Genomic DNA, 14,936 nt, shown 5'->3' on the forward strand with positions numbered 1-14,936 from the left:
GAATGGTGCGCGATAAGGCAAAGGGATAGTTCGCGCGTCCCGGCGACCGTTTCAGATCAGCATGGCCAGCAAGGGCGCGCAAAACAGGTTCAACAACCCGGTCAGGACCATCACCAGACCGGCGACCGTGCCCTCCTCCCCTCCGGCCTCACGGGCGCGGCTGACCCCGGCGCCGTGTGCGCCGACACCGAACAGCGCACCACGGGCCAGGCTACTGCGCAACGGCAGCCACTTGAGCAGGACGCCGCCAACCATCGCGCCGAACACCCCGGTGACCAGCACGAACACCGCCGTCAGTTCGGGCACGCCACCCAGGTCGCGAGCCAGCGGCATGGCAAAGGGCGTGGTGATCGAGCGCGGCACCAGCGACAGAGTCAGGGCACTGTCCAGTGACAGCGCCCGGGCCAGCCCGTAGGAACTGCCGATAGAGGCCACACTGCCCGCCAGCATGCCCAACAGCAACGCTGGCCAGTGGCGAACGAGCAATGCCCGCTGCTGCCAGATCGGCACGGCAAAGGCGACGGTGGCAGGCCCCAGCACCAGGATCAGCCAATGAGTATCACGCGAATACTCGGCGTAAGCGGTATGCAGCGGCACGGCCACCGCCAGCAGGATGATCGGCACCAGGATCAGCGGCGACAGCAGGTAGCGGCCCGTGCGCCGATAGCTCCAGCGACTGAAGACATAGGCGCCCAGGGTCAGCGCCAGCCAGAACAGCGACATCCACTCAAGCTTCACGACGACTGCTCCAGCGACAGACGAATTCGACGGTGAACGCCGTCGCCAGCATCACCAGCAAGGTGCTGCACATGATCACCAGCAGGATCCGCCAACCGTCCTGACGCAGCATGGCACCGTAGTCGAGCAGGCTCATCAGGGCCGGGATGAAGAACAACAGCATCTCCGCCATCAGCCAGCCAGCGCCCCGTTGCAACGCCGCCGGCTTGACCTGGCCCGAGGCGAACAGCAGCAACAGCAACGCCAGCCCGATCACCCCACCGGGAATCGGCCAGCCGGTCCAGGCGGCCAACTGGCCGCCGAGCAGGTAAAGGCCGCACAGCACCGACAGTTCGGCCAGCAGGCGGATGTTTTTTTTCAGCAGTGATCTGTTCATCGGATTCAGGCCCTCAATGGGAAAAATTCTAGAGCCGGGCCTGCCATCCCAAAAGCGAATTGTTAGACTGTACTCCATTCCATTTTGGAATCAGACCATGGAATTCAAGCAACTGCGCAGCTTCGTCGAGGTGGTACACCAGGGCGGTTTCACCCAGGCCGCCAAGACCCTTCACATCAGCCAGTCGGCGGTGAGCAAGCAGGTCGCCCAGCTGGAGCACAGCCTGGGAGTCATGCTGCTCGATCGCCAGGGGCCGCAAGTGCTCCCGACCGCTGCGGGCCGAGTGGTGCTGCAGCGGGCCGAGGAAATGCTGCGCCTGCGCAACGGGCTGTTGCACGAGCTCGACGACCTGAGCCAACTGGCCCGGGGAGAGTTGCGCCTGGGGCTGCCGCAGCTGGGCGGCGATACGCTGTTCGCCGGGCTGTTCGCCGAGTACCGGCGGCGCTATCCGAATATCGCCATCCAACTGCTCGAAGGCGGCAGCCTGAGTATCGAACCGGCGGTATTGAGCGGTGAACTGGAGCTGGGGGCCGGCCTCACACCAAGCAATCCGGCGTTCGACTGCCAACCGTTCTGCGACGAGCCGCTGGATGTGCTGCTGGCGATCGATCATCCGCTGGCCGAGGAAGGCTCGATTCGCCTGGAACAGTTGGCTGACACGCCGTTTCTGCTCTATCAGCGCAGCTTCGTGCTCAACCATCGGTTGATCCAGGCCTGCGAACGGCTGGGATTCACGCCCAAGGAGGGTGGGCGCAGCGGCCAGGCGGACTTCCTCGCCGCACTGGTGGCCGCCGGGCAAGGTGTGGCCTTGATGCCCAGCGTGGTCGCGCGCTCACTGGTCCGCCCCGGCGTCGTGCGCCTGAACCTCAGCTCGCCCACCGACCTGCGCTGGGACATCGCCTTCATCTGGCGCCGTGGCGCCTACCTGTCACAGGCCGCCCAGGCCTGGCTGGCATTGCTGCGCGAGCGACCGGTCAACCTTTCAGTGCGCTGATGAACTCGGCCAGCCAGGGCTCCGCATCGGTCTCCGGGGTGACGGTTTCACTGGAGTCCAGGCGCAGCATCGGCTGAAGCTCGCGCAGGCCCAGCTCGGCGAACAGTTCGCGCAACTGCTCGCCGCCTCCGCAGAAGGTGTCACCGTAGCTCGAATCGCCCAGACCGATCACCGCCCCCGGCAAACCGCGCCAGGCCGCCGGCAGCTGGTCGCGAATGGCATAGTAGAGTGGCTGGATGTTATCCGGCAGTTCACCCATGCCGGTGGTGGAAGTCACCGCCAGGAACGCCTCGGGGGCGAACGCCTGGATATCGGCCAGGCTGGCACGCGGGTCATGCAAGGTCTCGAAACCGGCCTTGTCGAGAATCCGCTTGGCATGACGGGCAACTTCTTCGGCGGTGCCGTAGACCGAGCCGGAAAGAATGGCGACTTTCATCAATCTCACCCTGGAGCAGTGTAAAAGCCGGGGATCTTACCAGATGAGAAATATTCCCACTGAAATTCCATCCACAGGCCCTGCCCGGCATTGACCGCACGGGACATTCTCTTACACTGGAACGGCGTGCCAATGGACTGCGGACTCTTTCAATAATGATCAACTCGAAACTGCTGCAACTGGTCATCGATGCCTCCAACGAGGGGATCGTGGTTGCCGAGCAGGAAGGCGACGACAATATCCTGATTTACGCCAACCCCGCCTTCGAACGTCTCACCGGCTACAGCAACGAGGAAATTCTCTACCAGGACTGCCGCTTCCTGCAGTCCGGCGACCGCGACCAGCCCGCCCTGGAACTGATTCGCGAGGCGGTGCGGACACGCAAGCCCTGTCGCCATATAATTCGCAACTACCGCAAGGACGGTACGCATTTCTGGAACGAACTGTCGATTTCGCCGGTGTTCAATGAAAGCGACCAATTGACCTATTTCATCGGTGTCCAGAAGGACGTCACCGCCCAGGTCAAGGCCCAGCAGCGGGTTGTCCAGCTCGAGGCGCAATTGGCCGAGGCCAGGGCCGAACTCGACGCTCTGCGGGCGACCAGTGGTGTCAACAAGTAATGGATTTTGTTGTCTCATCGGGCGTCAACCGCCTCAATTTGCACGTTTGTACCCTTAGAGCACGATCATGCCGCGCAATGCCCTTCTGACTCAGGACGAGTTGGATTTCATCCAGAACATGCAGCACAACCCGCAACTCAACAAGCGTGACAGCTCGTCGAGCCTGCTGGTCAATGGTGTATCGCAGATCCGTGACCTGCTCACGCGGCTGGCCGCGCATGAGCAGGTGACCATCCAGGCGAACTTCGAAAACCAGAAGTTGAGCTTCCCGCTGCACCTGGTCGAGGACGAGTTCCACGCCCAGCACTTGCGCCTGGGGGTGCCGAGCATCTTCGAGGATGGCCCCAGGATTCGCCCCTGGCGCCTGAGCCTCGGGACCCCGGTGTTCCTCGAGAACGTCCGCGGCCAGCCCGGCGCGCTGGCGGTGCGCGAGATTTCGTTCAAGGGCGTGTTGCTGGAACTGCGCAGCGGCCTCAAGCCGCCGCGGCAGTTCAACCAGTGGTTCAGCCCGTCAGGCTATGAGCGTATCGCCCTGCAGGGACGTTTCGAGCGTGAAACCGAACAGGGCCTGTACGCCTATCGGCTCAACCAGAGCAACCCCGAGGAAACCCAGCGGCTGCGCCAGTACATCCTGCAACAGCACCGCCTGGCGCACCCGGAATTCCACGCCTGAGGAACAGCCGTCAGGTATCGAGCTTGCCGGCCAGCAGTTGCTGCAGGCGTTGACGCATCGATTGGCCCTCGTGCCCCAGGCAACCAATGCTGGAGCCTTCCAGGGCATCCTGCAGCAGGTCCGAGGCCTCACCGGCCAGCATCACCGGACACTCCACCGCCAGCGCCAGGCGGTTGAGCCGCCGAGGCATGTCCGAAGCCGGTGAACGGTTGGAGTACAGCACCAGTGCCCGCGGCCGGGCCTTGTCACAGATCAGCGGCAGTTCGTCGAGCGGTTGGCCGATGGCCAGGACACTGACCGGCCACTCGCCATTGCCCAGCAGCAGGCCGGCGACCAGCAGCTCCAGCTCACGGCAATCGCCAGGCAAGGCGGCGAGAATGATCCGTTCGGCGGCGACGCCCCTGGCCGACTGCAGGCGCTGCAGCACCCGACCGCGCAGGAAGCTGTCGAGGAACAGCCATTCGCTGGTCTGGCCGAAGCTGTCCCGTTGGCTGCGCAGTTCCTGCCAGAGCGGGATCAGGATGTTCTGGAACACCACCGTCAGCGGGTAACTGGAAAAGACTTGCCCGTACAGGCGCTCCAACGCCAGCTCGTCGAAAGCACTGACGGCGGCGCCTAGATGCACCTGACAGTTGTGCCAATCCTCAAGCGGCAACGGCAGCAGCCGGTCGCTGTCAGGCACCGGCACCGCCGCGTTCTTGGCCAGGAGCTTGCCGACCTTGCTGACGGCCACGCCGCGCTCGATCCAGCCAAGAATGCTGCGCACCGTCTCAATATCGCTCATGGCATAGAGTCGATGCCCACTTTCGGTGCGCGTCGGCTGGATCAGCCCATAGCGCCGCTCCCAGGCACGCAGGGTCACCGGGTTCACGCCGGTCAGGCGCGAGACCTCACGGATGGGGAACAGCTCTTCCTGCTTCAGGGCCGGCAATGGCAGCTCGATTGCTGCACGTTCGGTGATGACTGACATGGTTTTCACATCAATGTGTAAAATTTTCCAGATATTCTAGCTTATACCTGTCCACTTTCTTCAAACATGAAACAATACGTTCAATGCTCGATCAGGCGTTTGCCCGAAACAGGGAATGATTCTTGCGTTGTGTCCAGATGCAGCCCACCACCCCGGCGCTGCGTTTCGCACCTGACCTACCCGGACAGCGTGCCCGTTTTATGGAGATACATGATGTCTACCTCACCCGTCACCATGATGGTGGCCCGTCGCGTTGCCGACGGCCGTTATCAGGACATGCTCGCCTGGCTCCAGGAAGGCGAGCAACTGGCTACCGACTTCCCCGGCTACCTGGGCTCCGGTGTACTCGCACCACCTCCCGGCGACAACGAATTCCAGATGATTTTCCGCTTCAGCGATGCCGACACCCTGCACGCCTGGGAACACTCCGTCTCGCGCAAGGCCTGGCTGGAACGCGGCGGCGACCTGTTCGCGCGCCCCTCCGAACATCGCGTCAGCGGCCTTGAAGGCTGGTTCGGCAAGGCCGACCAGCGTCCACCCCGCTGGAAACAGAGCGTGGCGATCTGGCTGGCGTTCTTCCCGGTCTCGCTGCTGTTCAACTTCGTGCTCGGTCCCCTGCTGGCCGAACTGGAACTGGTGCCGCGAATCCTCGTCAGCACCATGATGCTGACACCGCTGATGGTCTACTTCTTCATCCCCTTGTCGACACGCCTGCTCGCCAACTGGCTGCACGGCACCCCGTCAAGGACACTGCCGGGCACCGCGCCAACCCGCGGCCGCTGAGGCTGGCAAGGGCCTGCGGCAGGGTTGTGGAAGGCGTGAGGCTGGTATAGTTTGATCCCAGACACCTGTTCACAGCCTGCCGCGAGCCCTCGATGCCATCGTCCACCGCCCCGATCCTGATCACTGGCGCCAGCCAGCGCGTCGGCCTGCATTGCGCAGAGCGGCTGTTGGCCGACGGCTGCCCGGTGATCGTCAGCTACCGCAGTGACCGCCCGGGCCTGCAGCGCCTGCGCGAACAGGGCGCAATCACCCTGTTCGCCGATTTCTCCAGCGAAGCCGGCATCCTGGCTTTCATCGACAGCCTGAAGCAGCACACCGACAGCCTGCGGGCGATCGTCCACAACGCCTCGGCGTGGCTCGCCGAAACCCCGGGTGACGAAAGCGAAGCCTTCACCCGGATGTTCAGCATCCACATGCTGGCGCCCTACCTGATCAACCTGCAGTGCGCCGAGCTGCTGCACCGCTCGCCACAGGCCGACATCGTGCACATCAGCGACGACGTGACGCGCAAGGGCAGCAGCAAGCACATTGCCTACTGCGCCAGCAAGGCTGGGCTGGACAGCCTGACCCTGTCCTTTGCCGCCAAGTACGCGCCACGGATCAAGGTCAACGGCATCGCCCCGGCGCTGTTGATGTTCAACCCCGACGACGACGCGGCGTACCGCGCCAAGACCCTGGCCAAGTCGGCCATGGGCATCGAGCCCGGCGCCGAGGTGATCTACCAGAGCCTGCGCTATCTGCTGGACAATCCCTATGTCACCGGCACAACCTTGACCGTCAACGGCGGCCGGCACATCAAGTAGACCGCCCTGCGAGGACCCCCTGCAATGAGCGCATCACTGCCCGAGCATTACCGCGAGATCCTCCTGGGCCTGGGTGAAGACCCGGATCGCGAGGGTCTGCTGGATACCCCGAAACGGGCAGCCAAGGCCATGCAGTACCTGTGTCACGGCTATGCCGAGACCCTGGACGACGTGGTCAACGGCGCGCTGTTCGCCTCGGACAACGACGAGATGGTGATCGTCAAGGACATCGAGCTGTACTCGTTGTGCGAACATCACCTGCTGCCCTTCATCGGCAAGGCCCACGTCGCCTACATGCCGACCGGCCAGGTACTGGGACTGTCGAAGATCGCCCGGATCGTCGACATGTTCGCCCGGCGCCTGCAGATCCAGGAAAACCTCACCCGGGAAATCGCCGAGGCGATCCAGCAGGTGACCAACGCCGCCGGTGTCGCGGTGGTGATCGAAGCGCAGCACATGTGCATGATGATGCGCGGCGTGGAAAAACAGAATTCGACCATGAACACCTCGGTGATGCTCGGCGCCTTGCGCGACTCGAGCACCACCCGCATGGAGTTCCTGCAACTGATCGGACGGAGCAAGTAAATGCCACAACTTCAACCGGGAATGGCCCGGATCCGGGTCAAGGACCTGCGTCTGCGCACCTTTATCGGCATCAACGAGGAGGAGATCCTCAACAAGCAGGATGTGCTGATCAACCTGACCATCCTGTACGCCGCCCAGGAAGCGGTGCGCGACAACGATATCGACCACGCGCTGAACTATCGCACCATCACCAAGGCGATCATCCAGCACGTGGAAGGCAACCGCTTTGCCCTGCTCGAACGCATGACCCAGGAACTGCTGGACCTGGTGATGAGCAATGCGGCGGTGCAGTACGCCGAGGTCGAGGTCGACAAGCCGCATGCCCTGCGCTTTGCCGAGTCGGTGTCGATCACCCTCGCCGCCAGCCGCTGAAGCCTCGGGTCGCCTGGCGTTCAGCGCGCCAGGCTCTTATCATCGCGCCCTACCTCCCCTCAAGCACAGAGCCCCTCATGACCGAGCAAGAACGCCTCGAACTCGAAGCCGCCGCCTTTCGCCGGCTGGTCGCCCACCTGGACAGCCGCAAGGACGTGCAGAACATCGACCTGATGAACCTCGCCGGGTTCTGCCGCAACTGCCTGTCCAAGTGGTACAAGGCCGAAGCCGACGAGCGCCAGATCGAGCTGAGCCTCGACGAAGCCCGCGAAGTGGTCTATGGCATGCCTTACGCCGAGTGGAAAGCCCAATACCAGAAAGAAGCCAGTGCCGAACAACAGGCGGCATTCGCCAAAGGAAAACCCCATGACTGACCTGAACACCCTGCGCGCCAGCCTTGAAAGCGGCGAACACGTCTTTGCCGACACCCTGGCCTTCATCGCCGCCGGCTACGACTACCAGCCCCAGGCTTTCAACAACGGCGGCGTGGAAAACGCCGCCGGGCAGAACGAGGGCTCGTGCAAGACCCTCGGCCTGGCCCTGCTCGAAGGCCTGAGCGACCAGCAGGCGCTGCTGGCGTTCGGCGAGCATTACCGCTCGGTGCTGGCGACCCCCGAAGGCAGCGACCACGGCAACATCCGCGCGCTGATCAAGCACGGCCTGGCCGGCGTGAAGTTCGCCACGCAGCCATTGACACGCCGCTGACGCCTTCGCGGATAAACCGGGGCGCCGGCTCCCACAAGGGCCATCTGCCGTACACAAAATATGTGCCTGGCGGGACCATTGTGGGAGCCGGCGGTCCGGCGCCCCGGTTTTATCCGCGAACAAGTGCCACAGAACAGCATTGCCTGGCACAGATACAAAAAAACCGGCCAGATGGCCGGTTTTTTCATTTCAGGCTCACTCAGAACGAAGCGTTCTGCAGGCCATCCAGGTACCGCTCGGTATCCAGTGCCGCCATGCAGCCGGCGCCGGCCGAGGTGATCGCCTGGCGGTAGACGTGGTCGGCCACGTCGCCGGCAGCGAAGATACCTTCGACGCTGGTCGCGGTGGCGTTGCCTTCACGACCGCCCTGGACGACCAGGTAGCCATCTTTCAGTGCCAGCTGGCCTTCGAACAGCGAAGTGTTCGGGGTGTGGCCGATCGCGATGAACACGCCGTCGACCTTGATCTCGTCGAAGCTGCCGTCGTTGTTCTTCAGGCGGGCACCGGTCACGCCCATGTTGTCGCCGAGGACTTCGTCCAGGGTGGCGTTCAACTTGAGGATGATCTTGCCTTCGGCGACACGGGCGTGCAGCTTGTCGATCAGGATCTTCTCGGCACGGAAGGTGTCACGACGGTGGATCAGGGTCACGGTGCTGGCGATGTTGGCCAGGTACAGCGCCTCTTCCACGGCAGTGTTGCCACCACCGACCACGGCAACCGGCTTGTTGCGATAGAAGAAACCGTCACAGGTCGCGCAGGCCGAGACGCCCTTGCCCATGAACGCTTCTTCCGAAGGCAGGCCCAGGTAACGGGCACTGGCGCCAGTGGCGATGATCAGCGCGTCGCAGGTGAAAGTGCCGCTGTCGCCCACCAGGGTGTAGGGCTTCTTGGCAAAGTCCACCGCATTGATGTGGTCGAAGACGATTTCGGTTTCGAAACGCTCGGCGTGTTCACGCATACGCTCCATCAGCGCCGGGCCGGTCAGGCCATGCACGTCACCGGGCCAGTTGTCGACTTCAGTGGTGGTGGTCAGCTGGCCACCCGCCTGCATGCCGGTGATCAGCAGCGGCTTGAGGTTGGCCCGGGCGGCATAGACCGCAGCACTGTAACCGGCAGGGCCGGAACCGAGAATAATCACTCGCGAATGACGTACTTCAGACATGACTCACTCCTGTCGACCGCCCGTATGACGCCGGGACGGAACGCCGGCGAACCGGCTGGAATAAAAAAGGACTGCGAAAGCACTTGGGGAAGGCTTGAAGCACACAGTCCTGAAAAATAATGTTGTGCAGCGTAACGAGGGGGCAAAGATTAAGGAAATACGCAATAACAATCCAGCTCATAGCGGGTCTCTATCCATGAGGAGGTTTTCTACGCCGCCTTTGTTACCGTAAATGTCGACGCTTTCACCGCCTGTACAAAGCCGGTAAGGTCGGCGCGTTTTCCTACTCTTCGGAGCCTGCTATGCCCGCACCCGTGATGTCCGGCCCACACTACCTGCGCGAGGGCCTCAAACTGGTCCTGAGCCCGGGCTTGCGCCTGTTTGTCCTGTTGCCACTGCTGGTCAACCTGGTGCTGTTCGTCGGGCTGATCTACTTCGCCGGCCATGAGTTCAGCCTCTGGGTCGATCACCTGATGCCGACCCTGCCCGGCTGGCTGAGCTTTCTCAACTACATCCTCTGGCCGCTGTTCGTGGTGCTGGTGATCCTGATGGTGTTCTTCACCTTCACCATGCTGGCCAACATCATCGCCTCGCCGTTCAACGGTTTTCTTGCGGAAAAGGTCGAGGTGGTGGTGCGCGGCAGCGACAACTTCCCGCAATTCAGCTGGGGTGAACTGCTGGCGATGGTGCCCCGCACCCTGGCCCGGGAAATGCGCAAGCTGGGCTACTTTCTGCCACGGGCCATCGGCCTGTTCATCCTGTCGTTCATCCCGGTGGTGAATATCATCGCTGCACCCTTGTGGCTGCCGTTCGGGGTCTGGATGATGGCGATCCAGTACATCGACTATCCGGCGGACAACCACAAGATGAGCTGGCAGGACATGCTTGCCTGGCTGCGCAGCAAGCGCTGGCAGAGCATGAGTTTTGGTGGCAGCGTCTACCTGGTCTTGCTGATTCCGGTGGTCAACCTGCTGATGATGCCGGCGGCGATTGCCGGGGCAACGCTGTTCTGGGTACAGGAACGCGGGGACCAGGCGCTTACGCCGTCTTCACGCTGATCCCGGGACACCACAAGCCACCGGGCCTGCAACGGCCCGGCGCGCCCTTCAACCCAGGAGGGCGAAAATACCGATCAGGGCGAACACCCAGACGATGCCGCCAAGCACGATCACCAGGTAATTGGCCGGGCTGAAGTGGGCATTGCCGGCCCCCTCGGGATCACCGCTGGCAAAGTTGATGGCCTGCTGGCCCTGCCATGTGATGAAGACCTGGGCGAACACCCAGAAGGTGCTGAGTGCCACCAGCAGCGAGCCGCCGATGTTTTTCCTGACCAGGGTCTCCAGCACGTTGCTGAGCACCGCGACGATCACGAACAGGGTCGCCCAGAGCGAGGCGTCCCAGCGATAGCCACGGCCACTGGCCTGGATGCTCTGTTCAACGTTGCGATACAGCGCGTGGACGAAGAAGATCGCGAAGATCCCCCGGGCGACCGGCCAGATGTCCGACTGCGTCGAGGCCTTGTACTGGCTCCAGTTCTTGTAGGACCAGTAGATCTGGTACAGCCCCAGGCTGCAGATGAACAGCACGAAGAACTTGGCTTTGGACACCACGTAGAAACGGCCGTCGGCCTCGCTGTGCGGTGCATTCAGGTCCGCCTGGGGCGGTGCATAGAGATTGTCGGTCACGGGACCTCCTTGAACGTGGTGGACACCTGATAGTAACGGTCCACTGGCCCGGATATCGAGGACCACACGAGTACTCTGGAGCCTCCGTCACAAATCCATCACCCAACTGCCACAACGTCGCAACGGCCCCGGGTCGATACTGCGAGCATGACGACAGCTCTGCATATCACCCTGATCACCGAAACCTTCCCACCTGAAATCAACGGCGTGGCCAATACCCTTGGCCGTCTGTGCGAGGGTTTGCGTGCGCGCGGTCACCAGGTCGAGCTGGTACGTCCACGACAGAACTGCGACCAGACCCGTCCCAGCGACACCGAGCTGCTACTATGCCGCGGCTGGCCGCTGCCGGGCTATCCGGGGCTGCAGTGGGGGCAATCGTCCATGCACAAACTGTTACGCCGCTGGAAACGCCAGCGCCCCGATGTGCTGTACATCGCCACCGAAGGTCCCCTGGGACTTTCCGCCCTGCGCGCGGCCCGACGCCTGGGGATCTCCGTGGTCAGCGGTTTCCACACGAATTTCCAGCAGTACTCCAACCAGTACGGCCTGGGGATGCTGACGCGATTGCTCACCCATTACCTGCGCTGGTTCCACAACCGCTCCAAGCTGACCCTGGTGCCCAGCGTCAGCCAGCGCCTGGAACTGGAACGGCGCCACTTCGAACGCCTCGAACTGCTGTCACGGGGCGTCGACAGCCAACTGTTCCACCCAGCCAAGCGCCAAGCCGCCCTGCGGGAGAGCTGGGGGCTGGCACCGAACGACATCGCCGTGCTGTATGTCGGGCGACTGGCGACCGAGAAGAACCTCGGCCTGCTGGCGCGCACCTTCCATGCCCTGCAGGCAACTTATCCACAGCGGACGATGAAGTTGATCGTGGTGGGTGACGGCCCGCTCCGACCTGCCTTGGAAAAGGAACTGCCCACAGCGATCTTCTGCGGTACCCAGCGTGGCGAAGCCCTGGCCGAGCACTACGCCTGCGGCGACCTGTTCGTCTTCCCCAGCCTGACCGAGACCTTCGGCAACGTGGTGCTCGAAGCCCTGGCTTCAGGCCTGGCGGTGGTGGCCTATGACCAGGCCGCGGCAGCCCAGCACATTCGCCATGGCTACAACGGCGTACTGGCGATGCCAGGCGATGAGGAGGCCTTCCGTGACGCAGCCTGCTGGCTGCTCGAAGGCGGTGAAACCTTGCGCAACGTGCGCCTGAATGCGCGCCAGCATGCCAGCCGGCAGAGTTGGGGAGCGATCGTCGAACAGTTCGAGATGAAATTGCGCGGGGCCTGCGAAACGGAAGCGGGGACGCCTCATGCGCCCCCGCTTGCGAGGTAGTCAGACCAGGCTGGTCAGGGCCTCGCGGCTGAACGGCAGGATATCCTGTTCGCGTCCGTCACGAACTTTCACCGCCCAGTCCGGATCGACCAGCAACGCACGTCCCACTGCCACCAGGTCGAACTCATCATTGTTCAGGCGCTCCAGCAGCTTCTCCAGGCTGGCCGGCTGGGCCACCTTGTCGGTATTGACCATGAACTGCAGGAATTCGCCGTCCAGGCCGACGCTGCCCACGGTGATGGTCGGCTTGCCGGTCAGTTGGCGGGTCCAGCCGGCCAGGTTGAGCGTGGAACCTTCGAACTCCGGCTCCCAGAATCGTCGGGTGGAGCAGTGGAAGATATCCACGCCCGCATCGGCCAAGGGCTTGAGGAACTCGCCCAGCGCCTCCGGGGTGTGTACCAGGCGCGCGGTGTAGTCCTGCTGCTTCCACTGGGAGAAGCGGAAGATGATCGGGAAGTCCGGACCGACGGCAGCCCGCACGGCCTGGATCAGCTCGATGGCGAAACGCGAACGATTGGCCAGGCTGCCACCGTATTCGTCAGTGCGCTGGTTGCTGCCTTCCCAGAAGAACTGGTCGATCAGGTAGCCGTGGGCACCATGGATCTCGACGCCATCCATGCCGATGGCCTGGGCGTCCTTGGCTGCCTGGGCGAACGCGGCGATCACCTCCTGGATATCCTGCTGGGTCATGCCATGGACCACCACCTGGCCGTCCTTGAGCTTCTCGCTCGGGCCGTAGCCGGGAACGCTGGCATCCGGCTCGGTGCCCAGGCGCCGCACATTACCTACGTGCCAGAGCTGCGGCACGATCCTGCCGCCTTCGGCGTGCACCGCCTCGACCACCTGCTTCCAGCCGGCCAGCGCCGCCTCGCCATAGAAGTGCGGCACATTCGGGTAACCATTGGCCGCCGGGTGGCCGACGGTGGTTCCCTCGGTGACGATCAGGCCAACACCGGCGGCGGCACGCTTGCGGTAGTACTCGATGACTTTCGAGTTGGGTACGCCGCCCGGGGAGAAGGAGCGGGTCATCGGCGCCATTACCACGCGGGTCGGCAGCTCCAGGGCACCGAGCTGGAAGGGTTTGAACAGGGCTTGGACCGACATGGGTGGCACTCCACGGCTGAAAGGGAAAATTATGATCAGGATAATATTCCGTCCGCCGAGCAAGGCACAGCACTATTGATCTGAGTGATTAAGCTCGAAAAGCGATAGAGGGAGCCTGCCGTGACCCGGACAGGCTCCTGAGGGAAGGGCTCAGGCCAGTGCCTTCTCGATGGCCTGGACCACGGCCGGATCGTCCGGCGCCGTGCGCGGCGAGAAACGTGCGAGCACGCGACCGTCCTTGCCCATCAGGAACTTCTCGAAGTTCCAGGTGATGTCGCCGGGAAATTCGGCGCCCTCGCCCGCCAGCAGCCGATAGAGCTGATGACGATCGTGGCCGTTGACTTCCAGCTTGCGGCTCAACGGAAAGGTCACCCCGTAATTGAGGCTGCAGAACTCGCGGATCTCGTCTTCGGACCCCGGCTCCTGGCCGGCGAACTGGTTGCACGGCACGCCCAGCACGGTGAACCCCTGCCCCTTGTACTGCTGGTAGAGGTTTTCCAGCGCTGCGTACTGCGGCGTCAGGCCACACTTGGAGGCGACATTGACCACCAGCACGACATGCCCCTTGAAGGGTGCGAGAGGCAGGTCCTGGCCATCCAGCGCCACCAGCGTAAGGTCGTGAAAAGCACTCATGGCGAACTCCCGATAATCCCGTGTTACGTCTCGACATTGTTGCCCGACAGCACGACCGGTTTCCAGCGATGAAACCGCGGCGGACTAAAAAGGCGCCCGTGGGCGCCTTCCTACAACCAGAGCTTAGCAGCAGAACTCAGTGGTGATGGCCGCCTTCGCCATGGATGTGACCATGGGCGATTTCTTCCTGGCTGGCGTCACGGATGTTGACGATCTTGACCTTGAAGTTCAGGCGCTGGCCAGCCAGCGGGTGGTTGCCGTCGACGGTGACGTCGTCGCCGTCCAGGTCACGGATGGTGACGATCTGCATCTGGCCATCCGGAGCGGAAGCGTGGAACTGCATGCCCACTTCCAGCTCGTCGACGCCTTCGAACATGCTGCGGCTCAGGGTGCTGACCAGCTCGGCAGCGTATTCGCCGTAGGCATCTTCAGGCTCGACGGTGACGTTCAGCTCGTCACCCACGGCCTTGCCTTCCAGGGCCTTTTCCAGGCCTGGAATGATGTTGCCTGCACCTTGCAGGTACACCAGCGGCGCGCCGCCGGCAGAGCTGTCGATGACCTCACCAGCGTCGTTGGTCAGGGTATAGTCGATGGACACAGCCTTATTGGCAGCGATCAGCATGGGGCGGGACCTTTTGCAGAAGAATGAAGAACGGACAAGTCTAAACAAGGATTCGTCCGAAAGCGAACGGAACCCGGACGGACGGGTTGAACCGGCCCCCTCCTTCATCCTCGGTTTCCACCAGGATGAGAACGGTCACTGGGTTGCCGAGCTGTCCTGCGGCCATACCCAGCACCTGCGCCACCAGCCGCCATGGCAGTCGCGCACCTGGGTGCTGGACCCGGTGCAGCGTTCGGCCCGGATCGGCCAACCCTTTGCATGTGGTTGGTGCGCACAGGGCTCGGTTAGCGCTAACCTTGGCGTCTGAATATCGCAGGGGATCAACCATCGGTCCCCGCAGTTGCGCTCC

Annotated in this window: 21 protein-coding genes; 12 read left to right on the forward strand and 9 right to left on the reverse strand. The window is 62.9% G+C overall.

Annotation, left to right across the window (positions count from 1 at the left end; all coding sequences use genetic code 11):
• Positions 1–51: 51 nt before the first annotated feature.
• Positions 52–738, reverse strand: a complete 687-nt coding sequence (locus HU752_RS27710) for an LrgB family protein (RefSeq protein WP_186678410.1) — start codon at positions 736–738, stop codon at positions 52–54.
• Positions 728–1,114, reverse strand: a complete 387-nt coding sequence (locus tag HU752_RS27715) for a CidA/LrgA family protein (RefSeq protein ID WP_186678412.1) — start codon at positions 1,112–1,114, stop codon at positions 728–730. Before HU752_RS27715 ends, HU752_RS27710 begins: the two co-directional genes overlap by 11 nt.
• A 97-nt stretch (positions 1,115–1,211) precedes the next feature.
• Between HU752_RS27715 and HU752_RS27720 the strand changes: the two genes are divergently transcribed.
• Positions 1,212–2,108, forward strand: coding sequence for a LysR family transcriptional regulator (locus tag HU752_RS27720; protein ID WP_186678414.1), 897 nt, complete (start codon positions 1,212–1,214; stop codon positions 2,106–2,108).
• Here HU752_RS27720 and HU752_RS27725 read toward each other — a convergent pair.
• Positions 2,089–2,544 (reverse strand): flavodoxin, encoded by a 456-nt coding sequence (locus HU752_RS27725; RefSeq protein ID WP_186678416.1) that lies wholly within the window; start codon positions 2,542–2,544, stop codon positions 2,089–2,091. The genes HU752_RS27720 and HU752_RS27725 overlap by 20 nt on opposite strands.
• Before the next feature lie 155 nt (positions 2,545–2,699).
• Between HU752_RS27725 and HU752_RS27730 the strand changes: the two genes are divergently transcribed.
• Both HU752_RS27730 and HU752_RS27735 read left to right on the forward strand, forming a co-directional pair.
• Positions 2,700–3,164, forward strand: a complete 465-nt coding sequence (locus HU752_RS27730) for a PAS domain-containing protein (RefSeq protein WP_186678420.1) — start codon at positions 2,700–2,702, stop codon at positions 3,162–3,164.
• A 67-nt stretch (positions 3,165–3,231) separates the two neighbouring features.
• Positions 3,232–3,837: a hypothetical protein gene (locus HU752_RS27735; protein ID WP_186678421.1), complete on the forward strand. Its 606-nt coding sequence runs from the start codon at positions 3,232–3,234 to the stop codon at positions 3,835–3,837.
• 10 nt (positions 3,838–3,847) lie between these two features.
• Here the strand turns inward: HU752_RS27735 and HU752_RS27740 are convergent, their stop codons facing one another.
• Positions 3,848–4,807, reverse strand: a complete 960-nt coding sequence (locus HU752_RS27740; protein ID WP_186678423.1) for a MerR family transcriptional regulator — start codon at positions 4,805–4,807, stop codon at positions 3,848–3,850.
• A gap of 213 nt (positions 4,808–5,020) precedes the next feature.
• Between HU752_RS27740 and HU752_RS27745 the strand changes: the two genes are divergently transcribed.
• From HU752_RS27745 to HU752_RS27770, 6 genes are all read left to right on the forward strand, one after another.
• Entirely contained in the window at positions 5,021–5,590 is a 570-nt protein-coding gene (locus HU752_RS27745) for an antibiotic biosynthesis monooxygenase (protein ID WP_186678425.1), read from the forward strand.
• A gap of 92 nt (positions 5,591–5,682) precedes the next feature.
• Positions 5,683–6,393, forward strand: coding sequence for a dihydromonapterin reductase (gene folM, locus HU752_RS27750; RefSeq protein ID WP_186678427.1), 711 nt, complete (start codon positions 5,683–5,685; stop codon positions 6,391–6,393).
• Between the two features lie 24 nt (positions 6,394–6,417).
• Positions 6,418–6,978 carry a GTP cyclohydrolase I FolE gene (folE, locus tag HU752_RS27755; protein WP_186678429.1) on the forward strand — a complete coding sequence of 187 codons (561 nt, stop codon included), beginning with the start codon at positions 6,418–6,420 and terminating at the stop codon, positions 6,976–6,978.
• The gene (folX, locus tag HU752_RS27760; RefSeq protein WP_186678430.1) at positions 6,979–7,350 is read left to right on the forward strand and encodes a dihydroneopterin triphosphate 2'-epimerase; all 372 of its coding nucleotides are present in this window, start codon (positions 6,979–6,981) and stop codon (positions 7,348–7,350) included.
• A gap of 77 nt (positions 7,351–7,427) precedes the next feature.
• The gene (locus HU752_RS27765) at positions 7,428–7,724 is read left to right on the forward strand and encodes a DUF1244 domain-containing protein (RefSeq protein ID WP_186678432.1); all 297 of its coding nucleotides are present in this window, start codon (positions 7,428–7,430) and stop codon (positions 7,722–7,724) included.
• Entirely contained in the window at positions 7,717–8,055 is a 339-nt protein-coding gene (locus HU752_RS27770) for a HopJ type III effector protein (RefSeq protein ID WP_186678434.1), read from the forward strand. Before HU752_RS27765 ends, HU752_RS27770 begins: the two co-directional genes overlap by 8 nt.
• A gap of 199 nt (positions 8,056–8,254) precedes the next feature.
• On the opposite strand, the gene trxB is transcribed toward HU752_RS27770, so the two are convergent.
• Entirely contained in the window at positions 8,255–9,217 is a 963-nt protein-coding gene (gene trxB, locus HU752_RS27775; RefSeq protein WP_186678436.1) for a thioredoxin-disulfide reductase, read from the reverse strand.
• Between the two features lie 302 nt (positions 9,218–9,519).
• Here trxB and cysZ point away from each other — a divergent pair, with 302 nt between their 5' ends.
• A complete protein-coding gene (gene cysZ / locus HU752_RS27780; RefSeq protein ID WP_186678438.1) occupies positions 9,520–10,275 on the forward strand; it encodes a sulfate transporter CysZ in 756 nt (251 codons plus the stop codon).
• 48 nt (positions 10,276–10,323) lie between these two features.
• On the opposite strand, the gene HU752_RS27785 is transcribed toward cysZ, so the two are convergent.
• Positions 10,324–10,902: a hypothetical protein gene (locus HU752_RS27785; protein ID WP_186678440.1), complete on the reverse strand. Its 579-nt coding sequence runs from the start codon at positions 10,900–10,902 to the stop codon at positions 10,324–10,326.
• Positions 10,903–11,049: 147 nt separating this feature from the next.
• Here HU752_RS27785 and HU752_RS27790 point away from each other — a divergent pair, with 147 nt between their 5' ends.
• A complete protein-coding gene (locus HU752_RS27790) occupies positions 11,050–12,228 on the forward strand; it encodes a glycosyltransferase family 4 protein (protein ID WP_186678442.1) in 1,179 nt (392 codons plus the stop codon).
• On the opposite strand, the gene HU752_RS27795 is transcribed toward HU752_RS27790, so the two are convergent.
• The 3 genes from HU752_RS27795 to HU752_RS27805 all read right to left on the reverse strand — a co-directional run bounded on the left by HU752_RS27795 (position 12,229) and on the right by HU752_RS27805 (position 14,587).
• Entirely contained in the window at positions 12,229–13,332 is a 1,104-nt protein-coding gene (locus HU752_RS27795; RefSeq protein WP_186678444.1) for an NADH:flavin oxidoreductase, read from the reverse strand.
• 150 nt (positions 13,333–13,482) lie between these two features.
• On the reverse strand, positions 13,483–13,965 hold the full coding sequence (locus HU752_RS27800; RefSeq protein WP_186678446.1) for a glutathione peroxidase: 483 nt from the start codon (positions 13,963–13,965) through the stop codon (positions 13,483–13,485).
• 136 nt (positions 13,966–14,101) lie between these two features.
• Positions 14,102–14,587, reverse strand: a complete 486-nt coding sequence (locus HU752_RS27805; RefSeq protein ID WP_186678448.1) for an FKBP-type peptidyl-prolyl cis-trans isomerase — start codon at positions 14,585–14,587, stop codon at positions 14,102–14,104.
• Here HU752_RS27805 and HU752_RS27810 point away from each other — a divergent pair.
• Positions 14,556–14,894: a DUF3565 domain-containing protein gene (locus tag HU752_RS27810; RefSeq protein ID WP_186678450.1), complete on the forward strand. Its 339-nt coding sequence runs from the start codon at positions 14,556–14,558 to the stop codon at positions 14,892–14,894. The genes HU752_RS27805 and HU752_RS27810 overlap by 32 nt on opposite strands.
• Positions 14,895–14,936: the final 42 nt, after the last annotated feature.

Origin of the sequence: Pseudomonas vanderleydeniana (assembly GCF_014268755.2) — a bacterium.
Lineage (GTDB): Bacteria > Pseudomonadota > Gammaproteobacteria > Pseudomonadales > Pseudomonadaceae > Aquipseudomonas > Aquipseudomonas vanderleydeniana.

Coding starts and splice junctions, on each gene's coding strand:
- HU752_RS27715 (WP_186678412.1), bottom strand. CDS start 1,114: ATGAACAGATCACTGCTGAAAAAAAACATCCGCCTGCTGGCCGAACTG.
- HU752_RS27720 (WP_186678414.1), top strand. CDS start 1,212: ATGGAATTCAAGCAACTGCGCAGCTTCGTCGAGGTGGTACACCAGGGC.
- HU752_RS27725 (WP_186678416.1), bottom strand. CDS start 2,544: ATGAAAGTCGCCATTCTTTCCGGCTCGGTCTACGGCACCGCCGAAGAA.
- HU752_RS27730 (WP_186678420.1), top strand. CDS start 2,700: ATGATCAACTCGAAACTGCTGCAACTGGTCATCGATGCCTCCAACGAG.
- HU752_RS27735 (WP_186678421.1), top strand. CDS start 3,232: ATGCCGCGCAATGCCCTTCTGACTCAGGACGAGTTGGATTTCATCCAG.
- HU752_RS27740 (WP_186678423.1), bottom strand. CDS start 4,807: ATGTCAGTCATCACCGAACGTGCAGCAATCGAGCTGCCATTGCCGGCC.
- HU752_RS27745 (WP_186678425.1), top strand. CDS start 5,021: ATGTCTACCTCACCCGTCACCATGATGGTGGCCCGTCGCGTTGCCGAC.
- folM (WP_186678427.1), top strand. CDS start 5,683: ATGCCATCGTCCACCGCCCCGATCCTGATCACTGGCGCCAGCCAGCGC.
- folE (WP_186678429.1), top strand. CDS start 6,418: ATGAGCGCATCACTGCCCGAGCATTACCGCGAGATCCTCCTGGGCCTG.
- folX (WP_186678430.1), top strand. CDS start 6,979: ATGCCACAACTTCAACCGGGAATGGCCCGGATCCGGGTCAAGGACCTG.
- HU752_RS27765 (WP_186678432.1), top strand. CDS start 7,428: ATGACCGAGCAAGAACGCCTCGAACTCGAAGCCGCCGCCTTTCGCCGG.
- HU752_RS27770 (WP_186678434.1), top strand. CDS start 7,717: ATGACTGACCTGAACACCCTGCGCGCCAGCCTTGAAAGCGGCGAACAC.
- trxB (WP_186678436.1), bottom strand. CDS start 9,217: ATGTCTGAAGTACGTCATTCGCGAGTGATTATTCTCGGTTCCGGCCCT.
- cysZ (WP_186678438.1), top strand. CDS start 9,520: ATGCCCGCACCCGTGATGTCCGGCCCACACTACCTGCGCGAGGGCCTC.
- HU752_RS27790 (WP_186678442.1), top strand. CDS start 11,050: ATGACGACAGCTCTGCATATCACCCTGATCACCGAAACCTTCCCACCT.
- HU752_RS27795 (WP_186678444.1), bottom strand. CDS start 13,332: ATGTCGGTCCAAGCCCTGTTCAAACCCTTCCAGCTCGGTGCCCTGGAG.
- HU752_RS27800 (WP_186678446.1), bottom strand. CDS start 13,965: ATGAGTGCTTTTCACGACCTTACGCTGGTGGCGCTGGATGGCCAGGAC.
- HU752_RS27810 (WP_186678450.1), top strand. CDS start 14,556: ATGGACACAGCCTTATTGGCAGCGATCAGCATGGGGCGGGACCTTTTG.
- HU752_RS27805 (WP_186678448.1), bottom strand. CDS start 14,587: ATGCTGATCGCTGCCAATAAGGCTGTGTCCATCGACTATACCCTGACC.